Origin of the sequence: Streptomyces sp. NPDC005791, assembly GCF_042871485.1 — a bacterium.
GTDB lineage: Bacteria > Actinomycetota > Actinomycetes > Streptomycetales > Streptomycetaceae > Streptomyces.
This window is the reverse complement of the sequence record NZ_JBIAIP010000009.1, coordinates 126311-147934: the sequence shown is the minus strand read 5'-3', so window position 1 is coordinate 147934 and position 21624 is coordinate 126311. Positions and strand designations below refer to the sequence as shown.

Annotated in this window: 25 protein-coding genes; 8 read left to right on the top strand and 17 right to left on the bottom strand. The window is 69.5% G+C overall.

All coding sequences use genetic code 11. The features are described 5' to 3' along the window. Positions 1 to 4: 4 nt before the first annotated feature. The 3 genes from ACFYSH_RS19205 to ACFYSH_RS19195 form a co-directional block, all read right to left on the bottom strand. On the bottom strand, positions 5 to 397 hold the full coding sequence (locus tag ACFYSH_RS19205) for a hypothetical protein (RefSeq protein WP_359464704.1): 393 nt from the start codon (positions 395 to 397) through the stop codon (positions 5 to 7). 111 nt (positions 398 to 508) lie between these two features. Beyond that, positions 509 to 1246: a ribonuclease PH gene (gene rph / locus ACFYSH_RS19200; protein WP_359464706.1), complete on the bottom strand. Its 738-nt coding sequence runs from the start codon at positions 1244 to 1246 to the stop codon at positions 509 to 511. Positions 1247 to 1392: 146 nt separating this feature from the next. Continuing rightward, positions 1393 to 1626 carry a glucose PTS transporter subunit EIIB gene (locus ACFYSH_RS19195; RefSeq protein WP_014156020.1) on the bottom strand — a complete coding sequence of 78 codons (234 nt, stop codon included), beginning with the start codon at positions 1624 to 1626 and terminating at the stop codon, positions 1393 to 1395. A gap of 221 nt (positions 1627 to 1847) precedes the next feature. On the opposite strand from ACFYSH_RS19195, the gene ACFYSH_RS19190 reads away from it, so the two are divergent. Both ACFYSH_RS19190 and ACFYSH_RS19185 read left to right on the top strand, forming a co-directional pair. Continuing rightward, positions 1848 to 3107: a PTS transporter subunit EIIC gene (locus ACFYSH_RS19190; RefSeq protein ID WP_388753880.1), complete on the top strand. Its 1260-nt coding sequence runs from the start codon at positions 1848 to 1850 to the stop codon at positions 3105 to 3107. A 255-nt stretch (positions 3108 to 3362) separates the two neighbouring features. Next, complete coding sequence (locus ACFYSH_RS19185; protein ID WP_388753877.1) at positions 3363 to 4628, top strand: PTS transporter subunit EIIC; 1266 nt, start codon at positions 3363 to 3365, stop codon at positions 4626 to 4628. Between the two features lie 222 nt (positions 4629 to 4850). Here the strand turns inward: ACFYSH_RS19185 and ACFYSH_RS19180 are convergent, their stop codons facing one another. Next, entirely contained in the window at positions 4851 to 5132 is a 282-nt protein-coding gene (locus ACFYSH_RS19180) for a hypothetical protein (RefSeq protein WP_388753874.1), read from the bottom strand. A 269-nt stretch (positions 5133 to 5401) separates the two neighbouring features. Here ACFYSH_RS19180 and ACFYSH_RS19175 point away from each other — a divergent pair, with 269 nt between their 5' ends. Continuing rightward, positions 5402 to 6241, top strand: coding sequence for a helix-turn-helix domain-containing protein (locus tag ACFYSH_RS19175; protein WP_388753871.1), 840 nt, complete (start codon positions 5402 to 5404; stop codon positions 6239 to 6241). Positions 6242 to 6279: 38 nt separating this feature from the next. Here the strand turns inward: ACFYSH_RS19175 and ACFYSH_RS19170 are convergent, their stop codons facing one another. After that, positions 6280 to 7032, bottom strand: coding sequence for an MBL fold metallo-hydrolase (locus tag ACFYSH_RS19170; RefSeq protein ID WP_359464722.1), 753 nt, complete (start codon positions 7030 to 7032; stop codon positions 6280 to 6282). Positions 7033 to 7203: 171 nt separating this feature from the next. On the opposite strand from ACFYSH_RS19170, the gene ACFYSH_RS19165 reads away from it, so the two are divergent. Next, positions 7204 to 7674: a type II toxin-antitoxin system PemK/MazF family toxin gene (locus ACFYSH_RS19165; RefSeq protein WP_388753868.1), complete on the top strand. Its 471-nt coding sequence runs from the start codon at positions 7204 to 7206 to the stop codon at positions 7672 to 7674. A 70-nt stretch (positions 7675 to 7744) separates the two neighbouring features. On the opposite strand, the gene ACFYSH_RS19160 is transcribed toward ACFYSH_RS19165, so the two are convergent. From ACFYSH_RS19160 to clpS, 7 genes are all read right to left on the bottom strand, one after another. Continuing rightward, positions 7745 to 8695, bottom strand: coding sequence for a cysteine synthase (locus tag ACFYSH_RS19160; protein ID WP_359464726.1), 951 nt, complete (start codon positions 8693 to 8695; stop codon positions 7745 to 7747). Beyond that, positions 8695 to 8973, bottom strand: coding sequence for a MoaD/ThiS family protein (locus ACFYSH_RS19155; protein ID WP_359464728.1), 279 nt, complete (start codon positions 8971 to 8973; stop codon positions 8695 to 8697). The genes ACFYSH_RS19160 and ACFYSH_RS19155 overlap by 1 nt, the downstream gene beginning before the upstream one ends. Positions 8974 to 9083: 110 nt before the next feature. Further along, positions 9084 to 9197, bottom strand: a complete 114-nt coding sequence (locus ACFYSH_RS19150; RefSeq protein WP_359464731.1) for a putative leader peptide — start codon at positions 9195 to 9197, stop codon at positions 9084 to 9086. 120 nt (positions 9198 to 9317) lie between these two features. Beyond that, positions 9318 to 9752 (bottom strand): M67 family metallopeptidase, encoded by a 435-nt coding sequence (locus tag ACFYSH_RS19145; protein ID WP_359464734.1) that lies wholly within the window; start codon positions 9750 to 9752, stop codon positions 9318 to 9320. A 112-nt stretch (positions 9753 to 9864) separates the two neighbouring features. Next, entirely contained in the window at positions 9865 to 11295 is a 1431-nt protein-coding gene (locus tag ACFYSH_RS19140) for an amino acid permease (RefSeq protein WP_388753863.1), read from the bottom strand. A gap of 312 nt (positions 11296 to 11607) precedes the next feature. Next, complete coding sequence (locus tag ACFYSH_RS19135; RefSeq protein ID WP_359464739.1) at positions 11608 to 12195, bottom strand: DUF2017 domain-containing protein; 588 nt, start codon at positions 12193 to 12195, stop codon at positions 11608 to 11610. Positions 12196 to 12237: 42 nt separating this feature from the next. Continuing rightward, positions 12238 to 12546 (bottom strand): ATP-dependent Clp protease adapter ClpS, encoded by a 309-nt coding sequence (gene clpS, locus ACFYSH_RS19130; RefSeq protein WP_031100168.1) that lies wholly within the window; start codon positions 12544 to 12546, stop codon positions 12238 to 12240. Positions 12547 to 12634: 88 nt separating this feature from the next. Between clpS and ACFYSH_RS19125 the strand changes: the two genes are divergently transcribed. Then, a complete protein-coding gene (locus tag ACFYSH_RS19125; RefSeq protein WP_359464743.1) occupies positions 12635 to 13963 on the top strand; it encodes a nicotinate phosphoribosyltransferase in 1329 nt (442 codons plus the stop codon). A gap of 184 nt (positions 13964 to 14147) precedes the next feature. Then, positions 14148 to 14732 carry an isochorismatase family protein gene (locus ACFYSH_RS19120; RefSeq protein ID WP_388753858.1) on the top strand — a complete coding sequence of 195 codons (585 nt, stop codon included), beginning with the start codon at positions 14148 to 14150 and terminating at the stop codon, positions 14730 to 14732. 42 nt (positions 14733 to 14774) lie between these two features. Here the strand turns inward: ACFYSH_RS19120 and ACFYSH_RS19115 are convergent, their stop codons facing one another. Further along, positions 14775 to 15119, bottom strand: a complete 345-nt coding sequence (locus tag ACFYSH_RS19115; protein WP_388753855.1) for a hypothetical protein — start codon at positions 15117 to 15119, stop codon at positions 14775 to 14777. A gap of 122 nt (positions 15120 to 15241) precedes the next feature. Next, the gene (locus ACFYSH_RS19110; protein ID WP_388753852.1) at positions 15242 to 17641 is read right to left on the bottom strand and encodes an immune inhibitor A domain-containing protein; all 2400 of its coding nucleotides are present in this window, start codon (positions 17639 to 17641) and stop codon (positions 15242 to 15244) included. Positions 17642 to 18022: 381 nt separating this feature from the next. Here ACFYSH_RS19110 and ACFYSH_RS19105 point away from each other — a divergent pair, with 381 nt between their 5' ends. After that, entirely contained in the window at positions 18023 to 18343 is a 321-nt protein-coding gene (locus tag ACFYSH_RS19105; RefSeq protein ID WP_359464751.1) for a hypothetical protein, read from the top strand. A 17-nt stretch (positions 18344 to 18360) separates the two neighbouring features. Here ACFYSH_RS19105 and ACFYSH_RS19100 read toward each other — a convergent pair whose 3' ends face one another. Both ACFYSH_RS19100 and ACFYSH_RS19095 read right to left on the bottom strand, forming a co-directional pair. Then, complete coding sequence (locus ACFYSH_RS19100; protein WP_359464754.1) at positions 18361 to 19017, bottom strand: RDD family protein; 657 nt, start codon at positions 19015 to 19017, stop codon at positions 18361 to 18363. A gap of 64 nt (positions 19018 to 19081) precedes the next feature. Further along, positions 19082 to 19930: a helix-turn-helix transcriptional regulator gene (locus ACFYSH_RS19095; protein ID WP_359464757.1), complete on the bottom strand. Its 849-nt coding sequence runs from the start codon at positions 19928 to 19930 to the stop codon at positions 19082 to 19084. Between the two features lie 102 nt (positions 19931 to 20032). Here ACFYSH_RS19095 and ACFYSH_RS19090 point away from each other — a divergent pair, with 102 nt between their 5' ends. Further along, a complete protein-coding gene (locus ACFYSH_RS19090) occupies positions 20033 to 20797 on the top strand; it encodes an SDR family NAD(P)-dependent oxidoreductase (protein ID WP_359464759.1) in 765 nt (254 codons plus the stop codon). 13 nt (positions 20798 to 20810) lie between these two features. Here ACFYSH_RS19090 and ACFYSH_RS19085 read toward each other — a convergent pair whose 3' ends face one another. Next, a complete protein-coding gene (locus ACFYSH_RS19085; protein ID WP_388753846.1) occupies positions 20811 to 21611 on the bottom strand; it encodes a GNAT family N-acetyltransferase in 801 nt (266 codons plus the stop codon). Positions 21612 to 21624: the final 13 nt, after the last annotated feature.

The window sequence follows — 21624 nt, the reverse complement described above, 5'->3', positions numbered from 1 at the left end:
ATGGTCACGGGGTGCAGACCTTGCCGATCTCGGTGGCGGCGTCGGTGACCGGGGTGATGTCGGGGGTCGCGTCGCCCTTCTCGATGGACTCGCGGACGTTGGTGACGCCTGACTGGAGGTCGTCGACGGCCTTGCTCAGGTCGGCGTTGTCCGTGGTGTCGCCGAGGTCCTTGAGCTCCTTGTCGATCTGGTCCAGGGCTTCCGAAGCCTGCGTCGGGTCGTTGGACGCGTCGGATATGGCCTGCTGGAGGTTGTCGACGCTGGTGGCGATGGCGTCGGCGGTGCGGACGCAGTCCAGGGCCTTGTCGACGGCGCCGCAGCCGACAGCGGCTGTGAGGGTCAGCAGGGTGGCTGTGACGGCGAGTGCGGTGCGGTGGTGACGGCGGCACGAGGCCATGGTGCGGTCCCTCCCCGGGGCGGTTACATGGACGGACGCACGGTTCGACCCGTGCGCCCGTACCCGATACGACGCTGTGCGCTGGGCATTTGGTTGCTTCTTTACTCGCCTTTACGCACCGAGTGTGCGCGCGAGCGCCTCTTCCTGGAGCTTGGCGAGGTCGGTGCAGCCGGCGGTGGCGAGGTCGAGGAGGGCGTTGAGCTCGGCGCGGTCGAAGGGTTCGGCCTCGGCGGTGCCCTGGACCTCGACGAAGCGGCCGTCGCCGGTGCAGACGACGTTCATGTCGGTCTCGGCGCGGACGTCCTCCTCGTAGCAGAGGTCGAGGAGGGGGGTGCCGTCGACGATGCCGACGCTGATCGCGGCGACGGTGCCGGTGAGGGGCTTGCGGCCGTGCTTGATGATCTTCTTGCCCTGGGCCCAGGCGACGGCGTCGGCGAGGGCGACGTAGGCGCCGGTGATGGCGGCGGTGCGGGTGCCTCCGTCGGCCTGGAGGACGTCGCAGTCGAGGACGATGGTGTTCTCGCCGAGGGCCTTGTAGTCGATCACCGCGCGCAGGGAACGGCCGATGAGGCGGCTGATCTCGTGGGTGCGGCCGCCGATCTTGCCGCGTACGGATTCGCGGTCGCCGCGGGTGTTGGTGGAGCGGGGCAGCATGGAGTACTCGGCGGTGACCCAGCCTTCGCCGCTGCCCTTGCGCCAGCGCGGGACGCCTTCGGTGACGGAGGCGGTGCAGAAGACCTTGGTGTCGCCGAAGGAGACGAGTACGGAGCCCTCGGCGTGCTTGCTCCATCCGCGTTCGATGGTGACGGGGCGGAGCTGTTGGGGGGTGCGGCCGTCGATACGAGACATGGTGCCGAGCCTATCGGCTGAGAGGGCCGGGTCCGTTCGGGTGTGTCCCGGGTGCACGCGCGGGCCCCGCTCCGGGCCGGTCGGGGGCGGAGCGGGGCCTGCGCGTGGGACTGGGTGGGCCGGTGCGGTCAGCTGCGGTCAGCCGGTCACATCATGTCTTCGATGTCGGCGGCGATGGGGTCGGCGTCGGTGCCGATGACGACCTGGATCGCGGTACCCATCTTGACGACGCCGTGGGCTCCGGCGGCCTTGAGCGCGGCTTCGTCGACCTTGCTGGGGTCGTGGACCTCGGTGCGGAGGCGGGTGATGCAGCCTTCGATCTCGTCGATGTTCTCGATACCGCCGAGCCCGGCGACGATCTTCTCAGCCTTGCTGGCCATGTCCTTCTCCTGGTCTGTGCGTGCGTGGGGGCGGCCCACCGTGGGTCCGTTTCGTCACGGTAACGCACGGTTGGCCCAACTTCACGGGCGGGTATCCGTGCAGTCCCCAATGATGACGATCACCGGTGCCCCGCCTTCGGGCGGGGCACCGCACCGTACCGCAACTGGTCTACACCAGTGTGCAACGACCGCCAGACCTGGCGTGTTCCGGGAGGATGCCGATGAGTGCGAACGCGGCGGCAGCATCGCAACGGAAGTGGTGGAACGGGCCGGTCCAGGGACTGCAGAAGGTCGGCCGGAGCCTTCAGCTGCCGGTGGCCGTCCTGCCCGCCGCCGGCCTCCTCGTCAGCCTCGGCAATCTCTTCGACTCGTACCTGGACGGCGCCTTCTGGGACAAGACATCCAAGGTCCTGCTCAGCGGCGGGAACGCCATCCTGGACGGCACCGTCGGACTTCCCCTGCTGTTCTGCATCGGGGTCGCGATCGGCTTCGCGAAGAAGGCGGACGGTTCGACGGCACTGGCCGCCGTCGTCGGCTTCCTCGTCTACCGGGGAGTGCTGGCGGCGTTCCCCGTCGACGGGACCGTGACGAAGGCCCTCCCCGACGGCACACCCCAGAATCCGGGCGTGCTGGGCGGCATCCTCATCGGCCTGCTCACGGCGGTCGTGTGGCAGCGCTACCACCGTACGAAGCTGGTCGACTGGCTGGGCTTCTTCAACGGGCGCCGGCTGGTGCCGATCCTGATGGCGTTCCTCTGCGTGATCCTGGGCGTGCTGTTCGGCCTGCTGTGGCAGCCCGTCGGTGACGCGCTGACGTGGTTCTCCAAGCAGTTGATCGACCTCGGCGCCTGGGGCGCGGCCATCTTCGGCTTCGCGAACCGGCTGCTGATCCCGATCGGCATGCATCAGTTCCTGAACACGTTCTTCTGGTTCCAGGCGGGTGAGTTCACCGGTGAGGACGGCAAGACCGTCCAGGGCGACATCTCCCGCTTCTTCGCGGAGGACCCGACGGCGGGGCAGTTCACCTCGGGGTTCTTCCCCATCATGATGTTCGGCCTGCCCGCGGCGGCGCTGGCCATCGCCCACACGGCGCGGCCGGAGCGGCGCAGGGAGGTGACGGGCCTGATGGTGTCCGTGGCGCTGACGTCCTTCGTGACGGGCGTGACGGAGCCGCTGGAGTTCTCGTTCATGTTCGTCGCGCCGCTGCTGTACGGCGTCCACGCGGCGCTGACCGGCCTGTCGATGGGCGTGACGTGGGCGCTGGGCGTGCACGCGGGGTTCAGCTTCTCGGCCGGGCTGATCGACTACGTCGTCAACTGGCACCTGGACACGAAGCCTTGGCTGATCATTCCGATCGGGCTGTGTTTCGCGGTCGTCTACTACGTGGTCTTCCGGTTCGCGATCACCAAGTTCGATCTCCAGACCCCGGGGCGTGAACCCCCGGAGGACGAGGAGAAGATCGAGGAGGACCTGACGAAGTAGGGCCTCCCCCGGCCCTCCGCGCGGCCCTCGGACCTGACGGTCCGGGGGCTTTCGCCATGTCACCCAGGGTGCCGGGAGGACTACGCCGCAGACAGGGGGGCGATCGCAGGTTCCTTATCCAACCCTCACCGTGCTAAAACTGGTCTACACCACTCAGTGGTCCAGACCACGCGGCCGTTTCTGTCGCCGCGTTCCTCGAGTCGCCGCCTCCTTGTCACCTGTCCCCGGCGGCGCCTTGCCTACTGGAGGAAGTTGATGAGTACGGACACCGCTGCGGCCGCGCCCGCAAAGAAGCGGGGCGCCGGTGTGATGGCTGTCATGCAGCGCATCGGCCGCAGCCTCATGCTGCCGGTCGCGGTCCTGCCCGCGGCAGCGCTGCTGGTCCGGCTCGGCAATGCCGACATGCTCGGCCGCGAGTCGTTCCCCACCGTCATCACGAAGCTGGCCGGCTACATGGCGGCCGGCGGTGGCGCCATTCTCGACAACATGGCCCTGCTGTTCGCCGTCGGCATCGCCATCGGCTTCGCCAAGAAGTCGGACGGCTCGACGGCTCTCGCCGCGGTGACCGGTTACCTGGTCTTCCAGAAGGTGCTCGCCACCTTCACCGACAGCAACCTCCCGCAGGTCGCGAGCGTCGTCGACGGCAAGATCGTCATGAGCGACGCCCCGGTCAACGCGGGCGTGCTCGGCGGTGTCGTGATGGGCATAGTCGTGGCCCTGCTCTACCAGAAGTTCTACCGGAAGCAGCTGCCCGACTGGGCGGGCTTCTTCAGCGGCCGTCGTATGGTCCCGATCCTCTCCGCCTTCGCGGGCCTGGTCATCGGTATCGTCTTCGGGCTGATCTGGCCGGTGCTCGGCACGGGTCTGCACAACTTCGGTGAGTGGCTGGTCGGTTCCGGCGCGGTCGGCGCGGGCATCTTCGGTGTCGCCAACCGTGCGCTGATCCCGGTCGGCATGCACCACCTGCTGAACTCCTTCCCGTGGTTCCAGGCCGGCGAGTACAACGGCGCCCACGGTGACATCGCCCGCTTCCTGGCCGGTGACCCGCAGGCCGGCCAGTTCATGACCGGCTTCTTCCCGATCATGATGTTCGCCCTCCCGGCGGCCTGCCTGGCGATCGTCCACTGTGCCCGTCCGGAGCGCCGCAAGGTCGTCGGCGGCATGATGTTCTCCCTGGCGCTGACCTCGTTCGTCACCGGTGTGACCGAGCCGATCGAGTTCACGTTCATGTTCATCGCCCCGGTGCTGTACGCGATCCACGCGGTCCTGACCGGGGTCTCGATGGCGCTGACCTGGGCACTCGGCATGAAGGACGGCTTCGGCTTCTCCGCCGGTCTCATCGACTTCGGCCTGAATCTGGGTATCGCCACGAAGCCCTGGCTGCTGGTGCTGGTGGGTCTCTGCTTCGCGGTGGTCTACTACGTGGTCTTCCGGTTCGCGATCACGAAGTTCAACCTGCCGACGCCGGGCCGTGAGTCCGACGAGGAGCTCGCCGAGCTCCAGAAGGCCGAGGCCAAGTAGTCGGGCCGGTCCCGTACGCCACGCGGAAGTTCATCGGTCTCCTCGCCCCCGCAGGACCACATCCGCACGCTCCTCCTCCACCCGGACACCGCCGGCGATCCTTCGCCGGCGGTGTCCGGGTGTGTCGGTTCGTGCCGGGTGCGGGGGCGGCTCGGGCGGGGGGGGGGGGGGGGGGCGCCGGGGGGGGGGGGGGGGGGGCCCCCCCCCGACGGTGTCAGGTGCTCAGCGGTTGGTCCACAGGTTCCACACCCAGGGCCAGGCGGAGCCCTCGGCGCACTGGTAGCGGTCCCAGTGCCCCCGTTCGACGCCCTGCTGACCAGCGGTCTGGCAGCCGTTCAGCGTCATGAACTTCTCCCGGTGGACGTCGAGGCCGTCGGCCGCCTGCACAGCGGTCGGCCTGTGGGACACCGAGGCGGACGCCGCGACGGCGGGGGAAGCCGATCCCAGGCCGAGCCCGGCCACCGTGACAACCGCGAAAGCGGACAGTGCGATGCGTACACGCATGAGGAAAGACCTTTCGGTTGGTGTGGGAGGCCGGGGTCCCTGCGGCGTCCGCCGACACGGCCACGGCCACCGGCGCGCTCACCCCTGGGGGTGATCTGCTCTTGGCCGGTACGCAGAGTTTGCACAGGAAGCAGCGCCTTCATGGCCCGATCCCGCTTGCTTCACCGATGTCGGGATAAATACAGTCCCGACCTGCTGGGACGCCTCTGTCCCGGGACACGGGAAAGCCGGCGGGACGCCGTTGCCCCGCCCACGAAGGGGTCCTTTCGATGACCGGCGAACGACCTGACCACCGTGCGGCGGCACGGGAACTGGGAGCGGCGCTGCGGAGCCTGCAGCAGCGATCGGGACGCACACTGCGCAGCCTGGAGGCCGAGGTCCGTATCAGCGACTCGTCGCTCTCGCGCTATTTCCGCGGCGAGACCGTGCCGGCCTGGTCCGCGGTGAGAGACCTGTGCCGGGCCCTGGGGGCGGACCCCACCCCGTATCGCGTTCTGTGGGAAGCGGTCGGGAACGCCCCGCCCGATGAACCTGCCACCGGTGCCACCGGTGCCGGCACCGGTGTCGCCACCGACGCTGTCGCTGCCGGTCCGGCGTGGTGGCCGTGGTGGCGGGGTCCTCGTGCGGGAGGGCGCGGGCTTCTGAACAGACGCGCGGCCGTCGCCGCGGCTGCCGTCGTCGCGGCCGCACTCGTGACCGTCTGGCTCCTGCTGCCTCCTTCAGGCACGCCCGAGACCCCGCCCGTCGTCGGCAGCGGTCAGGGTGCGAGAGGCGGGCCGGGCGGGAGCGGCTCTGCCGGTGTGCTCGTCCACAACGTGGAGAAGGCCTGTCAGGAACCTCGCACGACCCGGTGCGCGCTTTCCCTTGCCTACAGCCCCTACCGCCCTTACACCACGACCAACTCGGCCGGTCGTGTCTGGCACCACGACCTTCTGCACGCCACCTGCACCATCGCCGACGGCGTCACCGTCACCGATGAGGCTCACGACCACACCAGCATCTGGATCCGGACCACGCACAACGGCGAGCAGCTCTGGCTTCCTGGAATCCGTGTCCGCCCCGACCACCTGACCGAACTCACCGCCGTTCTGCCCACCTGCGCCTCCTGAGCCCGCGGAAGGTGGGGGCTTGGGCGTGTGCGGCGCCTTCAGACCTCGTACACCGCGCCGGGGACGGCCAGCTCGACCGGTCCCTGGTAGACCTCGCGTGCGTCGGCGAGGTTGCGTTCGGCGTCCGTCCACGGCGGGATGTGGGTGAGGACGAGGCGTCCCGCTCGGGCGGCTGCGGCGTACTCGCCCGCTTCGCGGCCGTTGAGGTGGAGGTCCGGGATGTCCTCCTTGCCATGGATGAACGATGCTTCACAGAGGAACAGGTCGGTGTCCTCGGCGAGTTCGGCCAGCGCCTCGCAGGTGCCCGTGTCGCCGGAGTACGTGAGGGCGCGCCCGTCGTGCTCGACCCGGATGCCGAAGGTGTCGACGGGGTGGCGGAGCTTCTCCGTACGGACGGAGAAGGGGCCGATCTCGAAGGAGCCGGACTTCAGCGTGTGGAAGTCGAAGACCTCGCTCATCGCGTGGTCGGACGGGGTGTCGGCGTGGGCCGTGGTGAGCCGCCGCTCGGTGCCTTCGGGGCCGTACACGGGGATCGGGGCGGGGCGTCCGCCGTCGAAGCGGTAGTACCGGACGACGAAGTACGCGCACATGTCGATGCAGTGGTCGGCGTGGAGGTGGCTGAGGAAGATGGCGTCGAGGTCGTAGAGACCCACATGGCGCTGCAGCTCGCCCAGGGCGCCGTTGCCCATGTCGAGGAGCAGCCGGAAGCCGTCGGCCTCTACGAGGTAGCTCGAGCATGCCGAACCCGCGGAGGGGAACGAGCCGGAGCAGCCGACGACGGTGAGCTTCATGGAGCGTGAACCTCCGAGGCGTGGGACGGGGAGGGTTCGTGCGGTCCGTCGAGCGTAAGGCGCGAAACCATGCGTCGCTCCTCCACGGCCTGCCGTTGTGGGGGAACTCACCTGTGGTGTCACCGGTTCGATGGAAGGCTCGGTGTCGCCGGTCGCCGGTACGGTCGGGACATGAACACGTGGTGGTGGGTGGCACTGGCCGCCGTCGTCCTGCTGGCGCTGGTGGCGACGGTCTCCGATGCGCGGGGCCGGGGCGGGCGGGGGCCGCGGCGGCCGGGCGGGCGGGCGCGTCCGCCGGGGCGGGCTCCGGAGCGGGCGAGGGGGCGGCCGCACGGGGGGCCCAGGCCCGGGGAGATCTGGTGGGCGGATGTGCCGTTCGAGGACGGGCCGGGGTCGAAGGACCGGCCGTGTCTCGTGCTGTCGGTGCGGGGTGGCACGGTGACCGTCGCCAAGATCACCAGCAAGCGTCATGAGGAGCGGCCGGGCGTGATCGCGCTGCCGTCGGGTGCGGTGGGGGACGCGCGGGGCCGGCGGAGCTTCCTGGAGACGGACGAGCTGCGGGAGGTCGCGGCGTCGGGGTTCCGCCGGAAGGCGGGCGAGCTGGACCCGGGGGTGTGGCAGCGGGTGCGCGGGCTGAGGTGAACGCGTGGGAGGCGCGGGCGGGATGTCCTCCCGTCCCGCGCCTCCCGGTGCCGTGGTGGCTGAAGGTGTGTCAGGCCCAGAGCTGGCCGTGCAGGGTCTCGATGGCGGCTTCCGTCGTGGGGGCGGTGTAGACGCCGGTCGACAGGTACTTCCAGCCGCCGTCCGCGACGACGAAGACGATGTCCGCGGACTCGCCCGCCTTGACGGCCTTGCGGCCGACGCCGATGGCGGCGTGGAGCGCGGCACCGGTGGAGACGCCCGCGAAGATGCCCTCCTGCTGGAGGAGCTCGCGGGTGCGGGTGACGGCGTCGGCGGAGCCGACGGAGAAGCGGGTGGTGAGCACGGAGGCGTCGTAGAGCTCGGGGACGAAGCCCTCGTCGAGGTTGCGCAGTCCGTAGACGAGGTCGTCGTAGCGCGGTTCGGCGGCCACGACGGTGACGTCCGGCTTGTTCTCCCGGAGGTAGCGGCCGACGCCCATGAGGGTGCCGGTGGTGCCGAGGCCGGCCACGAAGTGGGTGATGGAGGGCAGGTCGGCGAGGATCTCCGGGCCGGTGGTGGCGTAGTGGGCGCCGGCGTTGTCCGGGTTGCCGTACTGGTAGAGCATGACCCAGTCGGGGTGTTCGGCGGAGAGCTCCTTGGCCACGCGTACGGCGGTGTTGGAGCCGCCCGCGGCGGGGGACGAGATGATCTCGGCGCCCCACATGGTGAGCAGGTCGCGCCGCTCCTGCGAGGTGTTCTCCGGCATGACGCAGACGATGCGGTAGCCCTTGAGCCTGGCCGCCATGGCGAGCGAGATGCCGGTGTTGCCGCTGGTGGGTTCGAGGATGGTGCAGCCGGGTGTCAGGCGGCCGTCCTTCTCCGCCTGCTCGACCATGTGGAGCGCGGGACGGTCCTTGATCGAGCCGGTGGGGTTGCGGTCCTCGAGTTTGGCCCAGATGCGGACGTCCTCGGACGGGGACAGCCGCGGGAGGCGGACCAGGGGCGTGTTGCCCACGGCCGCCAGCGGGGAGTCGTACCGCATCAGCGCATGCCGCCGGCGACGGCCGGGAGGATGGTGACGTTGTCGCCGTCGGTGAGCTTGGTGGAGATGCCGTCGAGGAAGCGGACGTCCTCGTCGTTGAGGTAGACGTTCACGAAGCGGCGGAGCTTGTCGCCGTCGACGATGCGCTCACGGATGCCGGTGTGGCGGCTCTCCAGGTCGGCGAAGAGGTCGGCGAGGGTCTCCCCGCTGCCTTCGACCGCCTTGGCGCCGTCGGTGTAGGTGCGGAGGATGGTCGGGATGCGGACCTCGATGGCCATGGCGTGGGCTCCTGTCGAAAGCGGGGAGGTGGCGGGGGCGCGCGTTCGTGGCCCCCCGCGGGGGTGGTGCGTACGTGAGGGCGCTCGGACCGCGGCTCAGGCCGTGCGGTTCACGGGCAGGCGACAGCCGGACACATCGCGCTGGACAGCCTGCACAGGTCGACGTGCAGCCGCGCGACGAGCAGCATGCCCGGCGTCTTTTCGCTCACGTCATGGGGAACCATGCGCTCATCGTATCGATTCCCCACCCGGAATCCGGAGTGTGATCCCACATTGTGGATGGTAAGCGTTCGCGATGTGGACATCCGGGTGGGGGCCCGTGCATCCGGAGTCGCCCCCGGGCTTCAGACGGCCGTGGGGTAGGCCTCCACGACCTCGACCTCTTCCTCGGTGATCTCGCCGTCCACGATGCGGTACGAGCGGAACTGGAAGGGGCCCGCGTCGTCGGTGTCCGCCGTGGAGACCAGCACGTAGTGGGCCTCGGGCTCGTTGGCGTAGGTGAGGTCGGTGCGGGAGGGGTACGCCTCGGTCGCGGTGTGGGAGTGGTAGATGATCACCGGCTCCTCGTCGCGGTCGTCCATGTCCCGGTAGAGCTTCAGCAGGTCCGCGGAGTCGAACTCGTAGAACGTGGGTGAGCGCGCGGCGTTGAGCATGGGGATGAAGCGTTCGGCGCGGCCCGTGCCGGCCGGGCCGGCGACCACGCCGCAGGCCTCGTCGGGGTGGTCGGCGCGGGAGTGGGCGACGATCTGGTCGTGGAGCGCCCGGGTGATGGTCAGCATGGCGCCCAGGATAAGCAGACGGGCCCTCCCGTACCGAAGGGTGGTACGGGAGGGCCCGGATGCCGGACACGGCCGTGGGGGCGGCCGGTGTCCCGGGACGCCGTGGCGCGGGTCAGCGCTTGGCGAAGGCGGTGTTGTCGGGGTTGCGTGCCTTGAGCACGAGGTAGGAGACGCCGAGGATCAGGCCCCATACGGGGGCGCAGTACAGCGAGATCCTGGCGTCCTTGTCGACGGCCATCATGACGATGACGAGGCCGATGAACGCGAGGGCGAACCAACTGCTGAAGGGAGCCCCGGGTGCCTTGAAGGTGGACTGGGGCAGTTCGCCGCGGTCGGCCTTGGCGCGGAAGCGGATCTGGCAGATCAGGATCATGATCCAGGCCCACATGCCGGAGATGGTCGCGAAGGAGACGACGTAGTTGAACGCTTCGCCCGGCCACTGGTAGTTGATCCAGACGCCGACGAGCATCAGCGCGGCGGAGAACGTGGTGCCGGCCAGGGGGAGCCCGTTCTTCGTCAGCTTGGTGAAGGCCTTGGGCCCCTGCCCGTTGAGCGCGAGGTCCCGCAGCATGCGTCCGGTGGAGTACATGCCGGAGTTGCAGGAGGAGAGCGCGGCGGTGAGCACGACGAAGTTGACGATCGCGGCGCCGATGCCGAGGCCCATCTCCTCGAACGCGGCGACGAACGGCGAGACGCCCGGTTCGAAGGTGCTCCACGGGACGACGGAGAGAATCATGATCAGCGCGCCGACGTAGAAGACGGCGATGCGCCACGGCACGGTGTTGATGGCCTTGGGCAGGACGGTCTTCGGGTCCTTGGACTCGCCGGCGGTGACGCCGACCAGTTCCACGGCGAGGAACGCGAACATGACGATCTGGAGGGTCATCAGCGTGCCGCCGATGCCTTCCGGGAAGAAGCCGCCGTCGTTCCAGAGGTTGGCGACGGTCGCGGTCTCGCCGGCGTCGGAGAAGCCGATCGTGAGCACTCCGGCGCAGATGAGGATCATGCCGATGATCGCGGTGACCTTGACCATCGAGAACCAGAACTCGAGCTCACCGAAGAGCTTCACCGAGATCAGGTTGGCGCCGTACAGAATGACGGTGAACACCAGTGCGGACAACCATTGCGGAATGTCCCACCAGTACGTCATATAGGTGGCGGCGGCGGTGACTTCGGTGATTCCGGTGACGACCCAGAAGAGCCAGTACGTCCAGCCGGTGACGAATCCGAAGAAGGGACCGAGGAATTCGCGTGCGTACTCCGAGAAGGAGCCGGACACCGGCCGGTACATGAGCAGTTCGCCCAGGGCACGCATGATGAAGAAGATGACCAGGCCCGCGATGGCGTACGCCAGGATGAGGCTGGGCCCGGCTCTGTCGATGGCCTTGCCGGCGCCGAGGAAGAGCCCCGTGCCGATGGCTCCGCCGATGGCGATCATCTGGATCTGACGGGCTCCCAGGCCACGCTGGTAGCCCTCGCCCGCCGGGGCGTCGACGGCCTCCCGGCCGTCTCCCTGCCCATTGTCGACCTGCGCCGATGTCATGGTGGTGCGCCTTTCTCCACGCCGATCCGCGCCGTCTTCGGCCTCGGATCAGGTCCTGATCCCCCCGGATATGGATGGAGTGCCGCCGGCGTTCGGCCGGCTCGTAGCGCCCCCGGGGACAGGGGTGGCGTCCCCGGGCGGTCGTGAAGATCTATCACGAGCGCCAGGTGGGTCCACCGGACACTGTGTGGCGTACACCACAAGAAAAAGCGGACAAGCGTTTCCAGGCCCTGCAAAGAAGGCCATTCAGGTGACGGGATCGTTATTCGGATTTGAGCATCCGTTGAGCGAATCCGCCCGCCCGGCCTGACCTCAGTCGGGCATCAGCGTCTCGACGAGCGTTTCCTGCAGCGCGCCGAGCCAGAGATAGGCCATCACCATCGGCTTGCGCGGATCGCTGTCGGGGAGCCGGTAGAGCGAACCGTCCGTGCCCTCGTCCTCGTCGGACACCTCCAGGCGGGTGCCGATCGTGAGCCGGAGGTCGTTGAGGGACCCCAGCCAGCTGTGGCACTCCTGCGAGGTGAGGCTGAGCACCGCACCGCCGTCCCCCACGGGTGAGAGCGCGTCGAGCGTCCGCACGACGGCGAGGGCGTCCTCACGCTTGCGGGTGCGCAGGTCGTTCTCGGTGAAGCGGCGGAATTCGGCGGACGCCTCGCGCAGCTCCTTGTCCTCGTTCCCGTACGCCTCGGGGAAGAGGCGGGCCAGGGCGGGGTCGGAGGGCGGTTCGCTGGGGCCCTCGGCGAAGAGGGCGGCGAGCGGATCCTCGCCGGCGGCGGGTTCGTCGCCGGGCCCGATCAGTTCGAGCAGCTGGACGGCGAGGGAGCGCAGGATGGCGATCTCGACCTCGTCGAGCGCGACGGCCGCGCCGCCGCCTGGGGTGGCCTCGAAGTGGCCGGCCATGAATTCTCCGATGGTGGGTCGGACGGAGGGGCAGCGGTCGAGTCAGTTGCGGTCCTGGGTCAGGGTCGCCCAGAGCCCGTAGCCGTGCATGGCCTGGACGTCACGCTCCATCTCCTCGCGGCTGCCGCTGGAGACGACCGCGCGGCCCTTCTGGTGCACGTCGAGCATCAGTTTGTGCGCCTTGTCCTTGGAGTAGCCGAAGTAGGCCTGGAAGACATACGTCACATAGCTCATGAGGTTGACCGGGTCGTTGTGCACCAGCGTCACCCAGGGGACATCGGGCTCAGGGACGGCGAAGGTCTCCTCGGCCGATTCGGGACGTTCGATCTCTACGGGGGCAGCAACGCTCACCTACCCCATGCTGCCACCACGAAGGGCCCCGCGCATAAACGGAGGCCCCATCTCGTCACTTTGACGAATAGGGGGTAGCATCGCCGACATGAACTCAGCGGACCTTGGGCGACGGGTCGGTGTCCCGTCGACCGCGCTCTTCACCGACCAGTACGAGCTCACGATGGTGCAGGCCGCGTTGAAGGCCGGCACCGCCGACCGGCGCTCCGTCTTCGAGGCCTTCACCCGCCGCCTGCCCGAGGGGAGGCGCTACGGCGTCGTCGCGGGCATCGGGCGGGTACTGGACGCGGTGGAGAACTACCACTTCGACGACGAGATGCTCGGCTTCCTGCGCGACCAGCACATCGTGGACGCGCGGACCGTCGACTGGCTGGCGGACTACCGCTTCAGCGGCGACATCTGGGGCTACCCGGAGGGCGAGGTGTACTTCCCGGGCTCGCCGCTCCTGCGGGTGGAGGGCTCCTTCGCCGAGTGCGTGCTGCTCGAGACCGTGATCCTGTCGATCCTGAACCACGACTCGGCGATCGCCGCGGCCGCGTCCCGGATGTCGGCCGCCGCAGGCGGCCGCCGGCTCATCGAGATGGGGGCACGGCGCACACACGAGCTGTCGGCGGTGGCGTCGGCCCGCTCCGCGTACGTCGGCGGCTTCCACACCACCTCGGACCTGGCGGCCGGCTTCCGGTACAACATCCCGACCGTCGGGACGAGCGCGCACGCCTTCACTCTCCTGCACGACAACGAGCGGGACGCCTTCCGGGCGCAGGTCGACTCGCTGGGCCGGGGCACCTCGCTGCTGGTCGACACGTACGACGTGACCGAGGCGGTCCGCACGGCGGTGGAGATCGCGGGTCCGGAGCTCGGTGCCGTACGCATCGACTCGGGCGACCTGCTGCTCGTCGCGCACCGGGTCCGGCAGCAGCTGGACGAGCTGGGTGCCACGGAGACGAAGATCGTGGTGACCTCCGACCTGGACGAGTACGCGATCGCCTCGCTGGCCGCCGCGCCCGTCGACGCGTACGGCGTGGGCACCCAGCTGGTCACCGGGAGCGGGCACCCGACGTGCTCCATGGTCTACAAGCTGGTGGCGCGCGCACGGTCCGCCGATCCGGCCGACCCGCTGCTGCCGGTGGTGAAGAAGTCGCTGGGCGCGAAGACGTCGAGGGGCGGCCGCAAGTGGGCGGCACGCCGGGTGGACGAGACCGGCGTGGCCGAGGCCGAGGTGATCGGCACCGGTGACGTCCCGGCGGAGCTGGCGGACCGGCAGATGCAGGTGCGGCTGGTCAGGGCCGGCGAGGTGGTCGGCCGTGAGCCGCTGGAGGCCGCGCGGGAACGCCACGTCGCGGCGCGGGCCGGACTGCCGATGTCGGCGATGCAGCTGTCCCGGGGGGAGCCCGTGCTGCCCACGGAGTACGTGTGAGCCGGGGCGGGGACCGGCCCCGCCCGACCGGGCGGGCCGGGGGTCTTCCGGCCGGACGGGGGAAGGCCCTGTGTATGCGTCCCTTCCCGCCGGGTACGTCCAGTCTCTAGGCTGAATGCCCGATGGGCGTTCCCACCGTCCGTCTCCGCGTCACCCGCCGACCCCCCACCGAAGGACAACCGTCATGCATCGCGCCTTGATCGTCGTCGACGTTCAGAACGACTTCTGCGAGGGCGGCAGCCTCGCGGTGGCGGGCGGCGCCGATGTCGCCGCCGCCATCACCGACCTGATCGGCGAGGCCCAGCCGGGTTACCGCCATGTCGTCGCCACCCGGGACCACCACGTCGACCCCGGTGACCACTTCTCGGCTGCGCCCGACTTCGAGCACTCCTGGCCGCCGCACTGCGTCGCCGGTACGGAGGGCGTCGGCTTCCACCCCAATTTCGCCCCCGCCGTGGCCTCCGGCGCGATCGACACCGTCTTCGACAAGGGCGCGTACGCCGCGGCGTACAGCGGCTTCGAGGGCGTCGACGAGAACGGCACCGGGCTCGCCCAGTGGCTGCGGGAGCGGTCCGTCACCGCGGTCGACGTCGTCGGCATCGCCACGGACCACTGTGTGCGGGCCACCGCCCTGGACGCCGCCCGGGAGGGCTTCACCACGCACGTCCTGCTGTCCCTGACCGCCGGTGTCGCCGAGGGGACCACGGAGCGGGCCCTGCAGGAGCTGCGGACCGCCGGCGTGCAGCTGTCGGGAAAGCCGGTCGTCTGACCGGGCACCCGGTCAGACGCCGGCCGGCCCCTTCTGGTGCGCTCAGGCCGCCGGGCGGGCCGGTCCCGCATGGCCGGAGGTCCCCAGCAGCGCCCGTATCGGATGCCAGAGCTCCTGGGCGGTCTGGGGCGCCGTGCGCCAGAGCATCCCGTCCGGGTGGTGCAGGACCGCCGTGATCTCGTCCGGGGTGGGCGGCTGTGCGTTGCCCCTGAGGTAGACGGCGCGCAGTCCGAGGTTGCGCAGCCTGGTCAGGGCGCGCGCCCGGTTCGCCGCGTGCACCAGCACCCGCACCCGTTCGCCGGGGCCGGATCCGCCGGCCGGACCGTTCAATGTCAGTGCCACCACCACCGTGCCGCTGGGCAACCTGCAGAAACCTCCGCCTGCCATACGTCGCACTCCCCCGTAAGACTTCGTGTCAATAAGGATCCGGTAGGACGCACCTAAACACGATCGGCCGCCACCCGCCAGAGGGTGGCGGCCGATCATGCTTCGACCTGCGGGGTTGTCGACTACTTGCCCGAGGGGCCGACCTTCACGGTGATCGTCGAGCCGCTGAGCGGCTCGTGCACGATGGAGATCCGGGTGTTGGTGTCAGAGACCTTGACACTTCCGGTCGGGTTCTCCTCGTACCAGTACGTGCCCTTGCGGTCGTCGAAGACCGGGACACCCTGCGAAGGCTTGATCCTGAGCGGTACGTCCGCGTTGTGCAGCGTGAAGCCCTTGTTCGGGTACCGGCTGAACGGCGCGTCGAAGGGCTGGATCTTGTTGCGCAGGAGCGAGCCGTCCGCCCACTTCAGCGGCTTGGCGTGCGAGTCCACCGGCAGGATCAGGCCATGGCCCTCGTGCTGCGAGGTGTTGTTGTCCTTCTGGGAGGTGTCCCACAGCCACACCATCAGGCCGTTCTGGTAGGAGTAGTGCTCGACCCAGTCCGGGCGGGTGGTGGAGAAACCGAAGTTGTACGGGCCGACCTCGAGGGTCTTGTCGTACGAGACGTACTGGCGGTTCTCGGCGATGTAGTACTGCGGGTAGTCCTGGGTGAACGACTCACCGATCCGCGAGAACCCCTTGGCGGTCCAGCCGTTGTCGTCGCCCTCGGCGTTGTCCGTGAAGAGCACGGCGCCGTCGGCGGTGACGGTGACGGCGTCGGCCGCGAAGCCCTTGCCGCCCGCGCCGCCGTCCGTCTGGTAGCGGAAGCGGACGTCGATCTTCTTGCCCGCGTAGGCGTCCAGCGGGAACGAGAGCTTCTTGTACGCGCCGGAGACGTCCGTCAGGGCCGGCTTGTCGCTGGCGTCACGCGGGATGGCCTTGCCGTCGGCGGTGCCGTCGAGCGCGGTCCAGCTGGTGCCGCCGTTCTCGGACACCTCGGTGTAGAGGTAGTCGTAGTCGGCCTCGATGTCGTACCAGCCGGAGAGGTCCAGCGAGGCGGACGTCCTGCCGGTGAGGTCGACCGAGCGGGTCAGGGTGTTCGAGAGGTCGTCGCCCATGTCGCTCCACCACTGCTTCGAGCCCTCGGCGGGCTTCGTGACGGTGGTGGTGACTTCCTTCTCGGGCAGTTCGACGACGAGCGCCTGCTTGTTCTTGGTGTTGTACTCCGCGACGCCCAGCGTGTGGGTCGACTTCGTGGCGGCCTTGGCCGTGTCGTAGTCGAGCCAGCCCAGCTGGAGCTTGTCCCAGGCGGTCATGTCGCCGGGGAGATTGCCGATCTCGCCGTCGCCGGTGCCGAGCCACGAGCCCGCCGACATCAGGGACCAGAAGCCGACGGAGTTCTCGCCGCCGCCTGAGGTGTCGTACAGGTCCGGGAGGCCGAGGTCGTGCGCGTACTCGTGGGCGAAGACGCCCAGACCGCCGTTCTCGGGCTGCGCGGTGTAGTCGCCCACCCAGATGCCCGTGTCGCCGATCTCCGCACCACCGGCCTTGTTGCCCTCCGGGCCGGTCGCGCCCGCGTTCGTGCCGTACGCGTACCAGCGGTGCGCCCAGAGGGCGTCGGTGCCCTGAGCGCCGCCGCCCGCCGACTCGTCCTCACCGGCGTGGACCAACTGGAAGTGGTCGATGTAGCCGTCGGGCTCGTTGAAGTCGCCGTCACCGTCGAAGTCGTAACGGTCCCACGCGTCGTACTGCGCGAGGTCGGTCCTGATCTCGTCCTGGGTGCGGCCCTTGGCCTTCTGGTCGGCGACCCAGGCGTTCACGCCGTCGCGGACGGTGTCCCAGACGTTGGCGCAGTTGGTGGATCCGCAGTAGTTGGAACCGTAACGGGCCTCGTTGTACGGGACCTTGACCCAGTCCGAGACCTCGCCGTCGACGGAGTAGCGCCCGGAGGACGTCCTCTCGTAGTACGTCTTCAGCGAGTCCTTGCCCTTGCCCTCGCCGAAGTACAGCTCCTGGAAGTGCTCCTGGTCGTAATCAGCCTGCCAGGCGGTGCTGTTGTCCTTCGCCGGGTCGGGCTCGGCTATCTCGTTGTGCAGCGGGCCGGCCGTGCCGCCGTACTTCTTGACGGGCGGCTTCGGGCCGTCGCCGTCGGGGTCGAACATCGTGGTGTCGTCGACCTGGTCGCCGAACTCCACGAGGATGGTGAAGATCTTGTCCGTCTTCTCGCGGCCGAGCTCGACGTACTTGCTCTTGCCGAGCTTGACGACCTTGGAACCGCCCCTCGCGGTCACCTTCTTGTCACCGGACAGGACCTGCTCCAGCGCGGCCTGACGCTGCGCGTCCTGCTCCTTGCTGAAGGGGCCTTCCAGGTCGTGCTCGTGCGCCTTGGCCGGCGCGGGATCGCGCCGGTCCACGATGGACGCGCCGGATGCCGGCGTCCTGTCGTCCGCCTGCGCGGTGGCGAAGGCGGAGGCCGTCGCGGCGGTGGCGGCCAGGCACACGGCCACGGCGGTGGCGCGTAGCGCCCGTCTCTGAGTAGTCACTTGATGCAGTCCTCCCCGGCGTTCGCAGTCCGCGGCCAGGGGGTGGATACGGGGCCGCGCGCGTTCAACGCGTCACAAGTGACGACATTCGATCGGAGTTATGAGAGAAAAGACAGATCTTGACTTGAGCACACCAAGTGCACTATGCGGGAGCCTTCTTCCGTTATCCGGACGTCGGCCCGGACGGGCGCGCTACCGACCGGCGCGCCGGCTGCTCTCACCGGCTGCGGCGTGACTCCGTGCGCCCCCTGTGCACCGGTACCGTGGGTTAGGTCACGCTTACTACCCGTTCCTCACGGGCATCCACCGTCATAGAGTCGATTGACCGTGCGAACGCGTCAAAAGACCTCCCTGTCCGACACCCCGAGGACGGATACCGCCATGCCGCGTCCGACTGCCGCCCAGTTCTCCTACGGTTCGGCCACCGTCGTCTTCTCGGCCCTCGCCATGCTGCTGCTCTTCCGTGCGGAATCAGGCATCGGGGTCGCCGCCGTCGGCACCGCCGCACTGGTCCTCGGCCTGCTCGTGGCCCTGGCCCTGCCTGCCCGTACGAAGCCGACCCGTCAGCAGGCGGCGCGTCAGCAGACAGCACGGACGGCGACGGCACCGCCCACCGCCGACCGTACGCACCGCACGATCGAGGACATCGAGAACGCCGCCGCTCAGCGAGCCCGCGTGAGTGAGCACTCACTGCACCGCTGAACTCCCGCCGCCCACGCTCAGGGGACGCTGACGACCACGGTCTTGCCGGCCTTGTCCTGCAGCCCCTGCCGGTAGGGCTTGTCGGTGAACATCAGCACGATGTTGATGAGCCACCACAGGCAGGGGCAGCACAGCAGCGCGGGGAGCCAGAGCACGACGGCCCGCATCAGCGAGGAGCTCGTGTCGGGGACCGAGCCGTCGTTGAGCATCGCGACGCGCATCTTCAGCAGCCGCTTGCCGGGCGTCCGGCCGTCCTTGTGGGTGAAGTACGTGTCGTAGGCGACGTAGACCACCAGGCCGATCAGCGACCACACCAGCTGATGACCGGAGTAGGTGTTGCCGACGGCGGCGCCGAAGTCGTCGTTCCCGTCGTCCGACGTGACGTCGACCGCCCCGCCGAAGGGCAGCGAGATCAGGTACAGCGGGATCGAGATGATGAGGAAGTCGATCAGCCGCGCGAGGATGCGTCTGCCCGGTTCGGCGAGCGGCGGCATCCCCGCCAGCGGATCCGCACCACCGTAGGGGCCGCCGCCACCGTACGGGTCGTGCGGCGGCGGAGGCGGAGGCGGTGTGCTGTCGTAGGGCGAACCACCGTGCGGAGGCGGCGGCCCCTGCGGCGGCCGCTTCGAGAAAGGGTCGTCGTCGGGCGGCGGAGGCGGCGGTACGTTACTCATGGGGGCAGTGCATCCCGGCCCGCGAAGGCCCGCAACGGCTGAGGTCCCTTCGGGGGACGGGACGTCAGCACACGGGCGTACGGGCCTCTTCCGATGTGAGCGCGGCCAGGGCGCGCAGCTTCTCGTGGCCCTCGGTCCCCGGCGCGGCAGTGAGCACGAGCAGGGTCTGGAACTGGTCCTCGGTGAACAGCGCCTGGCAGTCCAGTTCGATCGGGCCGAGTTCCGGGTGCACGAGCGTCTTGTGGTCCTCGAAACGCTGCGCGACCTCATGCCGCTCCCAGAGCGCGGCGAACTCCTCGTTCGCCTCCCTCAGCGCCCGCACGAGTTCACCGGCACGCGACCGGGGGCCTCGCAGCCCGTGGGCGGCCCGCAGGTTCGCGACCTGGGACCGGCTCTGTCGGCCCCGGTCCCCCTCGGGGTAGACCGACCGCTCCGCGGGGTCGGTGAACCAGCGGTAGATCGCGCTACGGGCGAGCCCGGTGTGGGCCGACGCATCCCCGAACAGGGCGGCGGCCATCCTGTTCTGCACCAGGGTCTCGCCCAGGTCCGTCAGCACGAGCGCCGGGGTGTCCTCCAGGCGGTCCAGCACCCGCCGGAGCGCGGGGGCGACCTGTGCCGAGGCCGGCAGCGACGCGGGAGCGTTACGCCCCGCGACCCGGTACAGGTAGTCGCGCTCGTCTCCCGTCAGACGCAGCGCCCTGGCGAGCGACGCCAGCATCTGCTCGCTGGGCTGCGGGGCGCGCCGCTGCTCCAGCCGCGTGTAGTAGTCGGTCGACATCACGGCGAGGGACGCCACCTCCTCACGCCGCAGGCCCTGGGTCCGCCGGCGCACCCCGCGGGGAAGGCCCACGTCCTCGGGTCGGAGCGCCTCGCGACGGTGGCGCAGGAAGTCGGCCAGTGATGCACGGTCCATGCGGTCGATTATCGTCCGGTGGCCGCTGCGCCAACCAGGGATCGCCGGTCCCCCGATAACCGGTCTCTGCCCCCGCGACGGCGGACCGGCGACGGTGAGGACATGAACATCTCCGGAAACACCGTCTTCATCCCCGGATCCACCAGCGGCATCGGCCTCGCCCTCGCCCTCGAACTGCGGGCCAGGGGGAACACCGTCATCGTCGGCGGCCGCCGCGCCGAGCTGCTGGAACGGATCGCGGCCGACCACCCGGGCCTCGACACCGTGCCGATCGACACCACGGACCCCGCGAGCATCGCCTCCGCCGCGAAGCAGGTGCTGGCGGACCATCCCGACCTCAACGTACTGATCACCATGGCCGGCGTCATGCACGTCGAGGACTGGCGCGATCCGGCATCGTTCCTCGCCTCCGCGGAGGCCACGGTGACCACGAACGTCCTCGGCCCGATCCGGCTCATCGCCGCGTTCGTCGAGCATCTGCAGACGCGTCCGGACGCCACGATCATGACCGTCTCCTCGGGTCTCGCATTCGCTCCGCTCAAGGTGACGCCGAGCTACAACGCGTCGAAGGCGGCCGTCCACATGCTCAGCGAGTCCATCCGGCTGCAGTTCGCCGGCACCTCGGTGAAGGTCGTGGAACTTGAACCGCCGTCCGTCCGTACCGCGCTGCTGCCCGGACAGGAGGTCAGCGAGGCCGCCATGCCGCTCGACGCGTTCGTCGCGGAGGTGGTCGAGCTGCTCGAAACGCGGCCCGACGCGAAGGAGATCCAGGTCGAGCGTGTGAAGTACCTGCGTTTCGGTGAGGCCCGAGGCGACTACGACCAGGTCGTCGAGGCGCTCAACGCCTTCGACCCCCACGGGGAATAGCCACTTCCCCGCGTCAGCTCTTCAGCGCGTAGAACCCCATCGGGGAGTTCGGTTCGAAGCCGATGCGGGGGTACACGGGCGCGCCGGCCGCGGTCGCGTGCAGCGTCGCACGGGTCAGGCCGGTGGCCCTCCCTCCCTCGTACAGCGCCTTGCGGGTCACCGCTTCGCCGTAGCCGTTGCGCTCCCACGCCGGGGCCGTGGCGACGAGCACGACGAAGAGACGGCCCGCCACCTCCACCGTCGCGGCGCACGTCACCGGCTCACCGTCCCGCATGCCCAGGTAGGCGTGGACCCGTTCCTTCCACAGCGTGGAGCCGTCGAGCCCGTCACGGCCGTCCTCCAGGGCGAAGCCGTAGGCGTGGGAGTTGAGGTCGGCGTACGCCCGGAGGTGTTCGTCGGTGGTCACCCGTACGAAGGTCAGGTCGGGGTGGACCGGATCGGGGAGGGGCAGCAGGTCTCCGGCCATCCCGGTGCCGGGGAAGGCGTGCTCGAGGCCCGCCTGCTCGGCTGCCGTCCCGAGCGCCGCGCGTGCCTCGTCGGTGAGGAGGTCCTCGAAGACCCACAGGAACCCGGGCCGCTTCTTGGCACGCATGATCTGCGCCACCTGGCTCAGCCGCTGCCGTACGAGCGCCGGGTCCGCGCCGACGTCGGTCAGGGTGACGCAGTTCCAGAAGGCGAACCGTGAGTCGGCCCACCGCACCGCGATGCCCGGAAGGTCGCGCACGTCCGCGGCCGCGTCCCGGTCGAGCACCATCTCACGCCAGCCCACGACGAGTTGCTCCAGCGACTCGGTCGCATCCGCGAGATTCTGCACCAGGGCTCCTCAG

What these genes read in the sequence shown, in the direction of transcription:
- ACFYSH_RS19095 (WP_359464757.1), bottom strand. Translation starts at nt 19,930, where the DNA reads ATGGACCGTGCATCACTGGCCGACTTCCTGCGCCACCGTCGCGAGGCG.
- ACFYSH_RS19195 (WP_014156020.1), bottom strand. Translation starts at nt 1,626, where the DNA reads ATGGCCAGCAAGGCTGAGAAGATCGTCGCCGGGCTCGGCGGTATCGAG.
- ACFYSH_RS19135 (WP_359464739.1), bottom strand. Translation starts at nt 12,195, where the DNA reads ATGGCCGGCCACTTCGAGGCCACCCCAGGCGGCGGCGCGGCCGTCGCG.
- ACFYSH_RS19150 (WP_359464731.1), bottom strand. Translation starts at nt 9,197, where the DNA reads ATGGTTCCCCATGACGTGAGCGAAAAGACGCCGGGCATGCTGCTCGTC.
- ACFYSH_RS19155 (WP_359464728.1), bottom strand. Translation starts at nt 8,973, where the DNA reads ATGGCCATCGAGGTCCGCATCCCGACCATCCTCCGCACCTACACCGAC.
- ACFYSH_RS19105 (WP_359464751.1), top strand. Translation starts at nt 18,023, where the DNA reads ATGCCGCGTCCGACTGCCGCCCAGTTCTCCTACGGTTCGGCCACCGTC.
- ACFYSH_RS19125 (WP_359464743.1), top strand. Translation starts at nt 12,635, where the DNA reads ATGAACTCAGCGGACCTTGGGCGACGGGTCGGTGTCCCGTCGACCGCG.
- rph (WP_359464706.1), bottom strand. Translation starts at nt 1,246, where the DNA reads ATGTCTCGTATCGACGGCCGCACCCCCCAACAGCTCCGCCCCGTCACC.
- ACFYSH_RS19100 (WP_359464754.1), bottom strand. Translation starts at nt 19,017, where the DNA reads ATGAGTAACGTACCGCCGCCTCCGCCGCCCGACGACGACCCTTTCTCG.
- ACFYSH_RS19190 (WP_388753880.1), top strand. Translation starts at nt 1,848, where the DNA reads ATGAGTGCGAACGCGGCGGCAGCATCGCAACGGAAGTGGTGGAACGGG.
- ACFYSH_RS19170 (WP_359464722.1), bottom strand. Translation starts at nt 7,032, where the DNA reads ATGAAGCTCACCGTCGTCGGCTGCTCCGGCTCGTTCCCCTCCGCGGGT.
- ACFYSH_RS19160 (WP_359464726.1), bottom strand. Translation starts at nt 8,695, where the DNA reads ATGCGGTACGACTCCCCGCTGGCGGCCGTGGGCAACACGCCCCTGGTC.
- ACFYSH_RS19185 (WP_388753877.1), top strand. Translation starts at nt 3,363, where the DNA reads ATGAGTACGGACACCGCTGCGGCCGCGCCCGCAAAGAAGCGGGGCGCC.
- ACFYSH_RS19175 (WP_388753871.1), top strand. Translation starts at nt 5,402, where the DNA reads ATGACCGGCGAACGACCTGACCACCGTGCGGCGGCACGGGAACTGGGA.
- ACFYSH_RS19145 (WP_359464734.1), bottom strand. Translation starts at nt 9,752, where the DNA reads ATGCTGACCATCACCCGGGCGCTCCACGACCAGATCGTCGCCCACTCC.
- ACFYSH_RS19205 (WP_359464704.1), bottom strand. Translation starts at nt 397, where the DNA reads ATGGCCTCGTGCCGCCGTCACCACCGCACCGCACTCGCCGTCACAGCC.
- ACFYSH_RS19180 (WP_388753874.1), bottom strand. Translation starts at nt 5,132, where the DNA reads ATGCGTGTACGCATCGCACTGTCCGCTTTCGCGGTTGTCACGGTGGCC.
- ACFYSH_RS19120 (WP_388753858.1), top strand. Translation starts at nt 14,148, where the DNA reads ATGCATCGCGCCTTGATCGTCGTCGACGTTCAGAACGACTTCTGCGAG.
- ACFYSH_RS19090 (WP_359464759.1), top strand. Translation starts at nt 20,033, where the DNA reads ATGAACATCTCCGGAAACACCGTCTTCATCCCCGGATCCACCAGCGGC.
- ACFYSH_RS19115 (WP_388753855.1), bottom strand. Translation starts at nt 15,119, where the DNA reads ATGGCAGGCGGAGGTTTCTGCAGGTTGCCCAGCGGCACGGTGGTGGTG.
- ACFYSH_RS19165 (WP_388753868.1), top strand. Translation starts at nt 7,204, where the DNA reads ATGAACACGTGGTGGTGGGTGGCACTGGCCGCCGTCGTCCTGCTGGCG.
- ACFYSH_RS19140 (WP_388753863.1), bottom strand. Translation starts at nt 11,295, where the DNA reads ATGACATCGGCGCAGGTCGACAATGGGCAGGGAGACGGCCGGGAGGCC.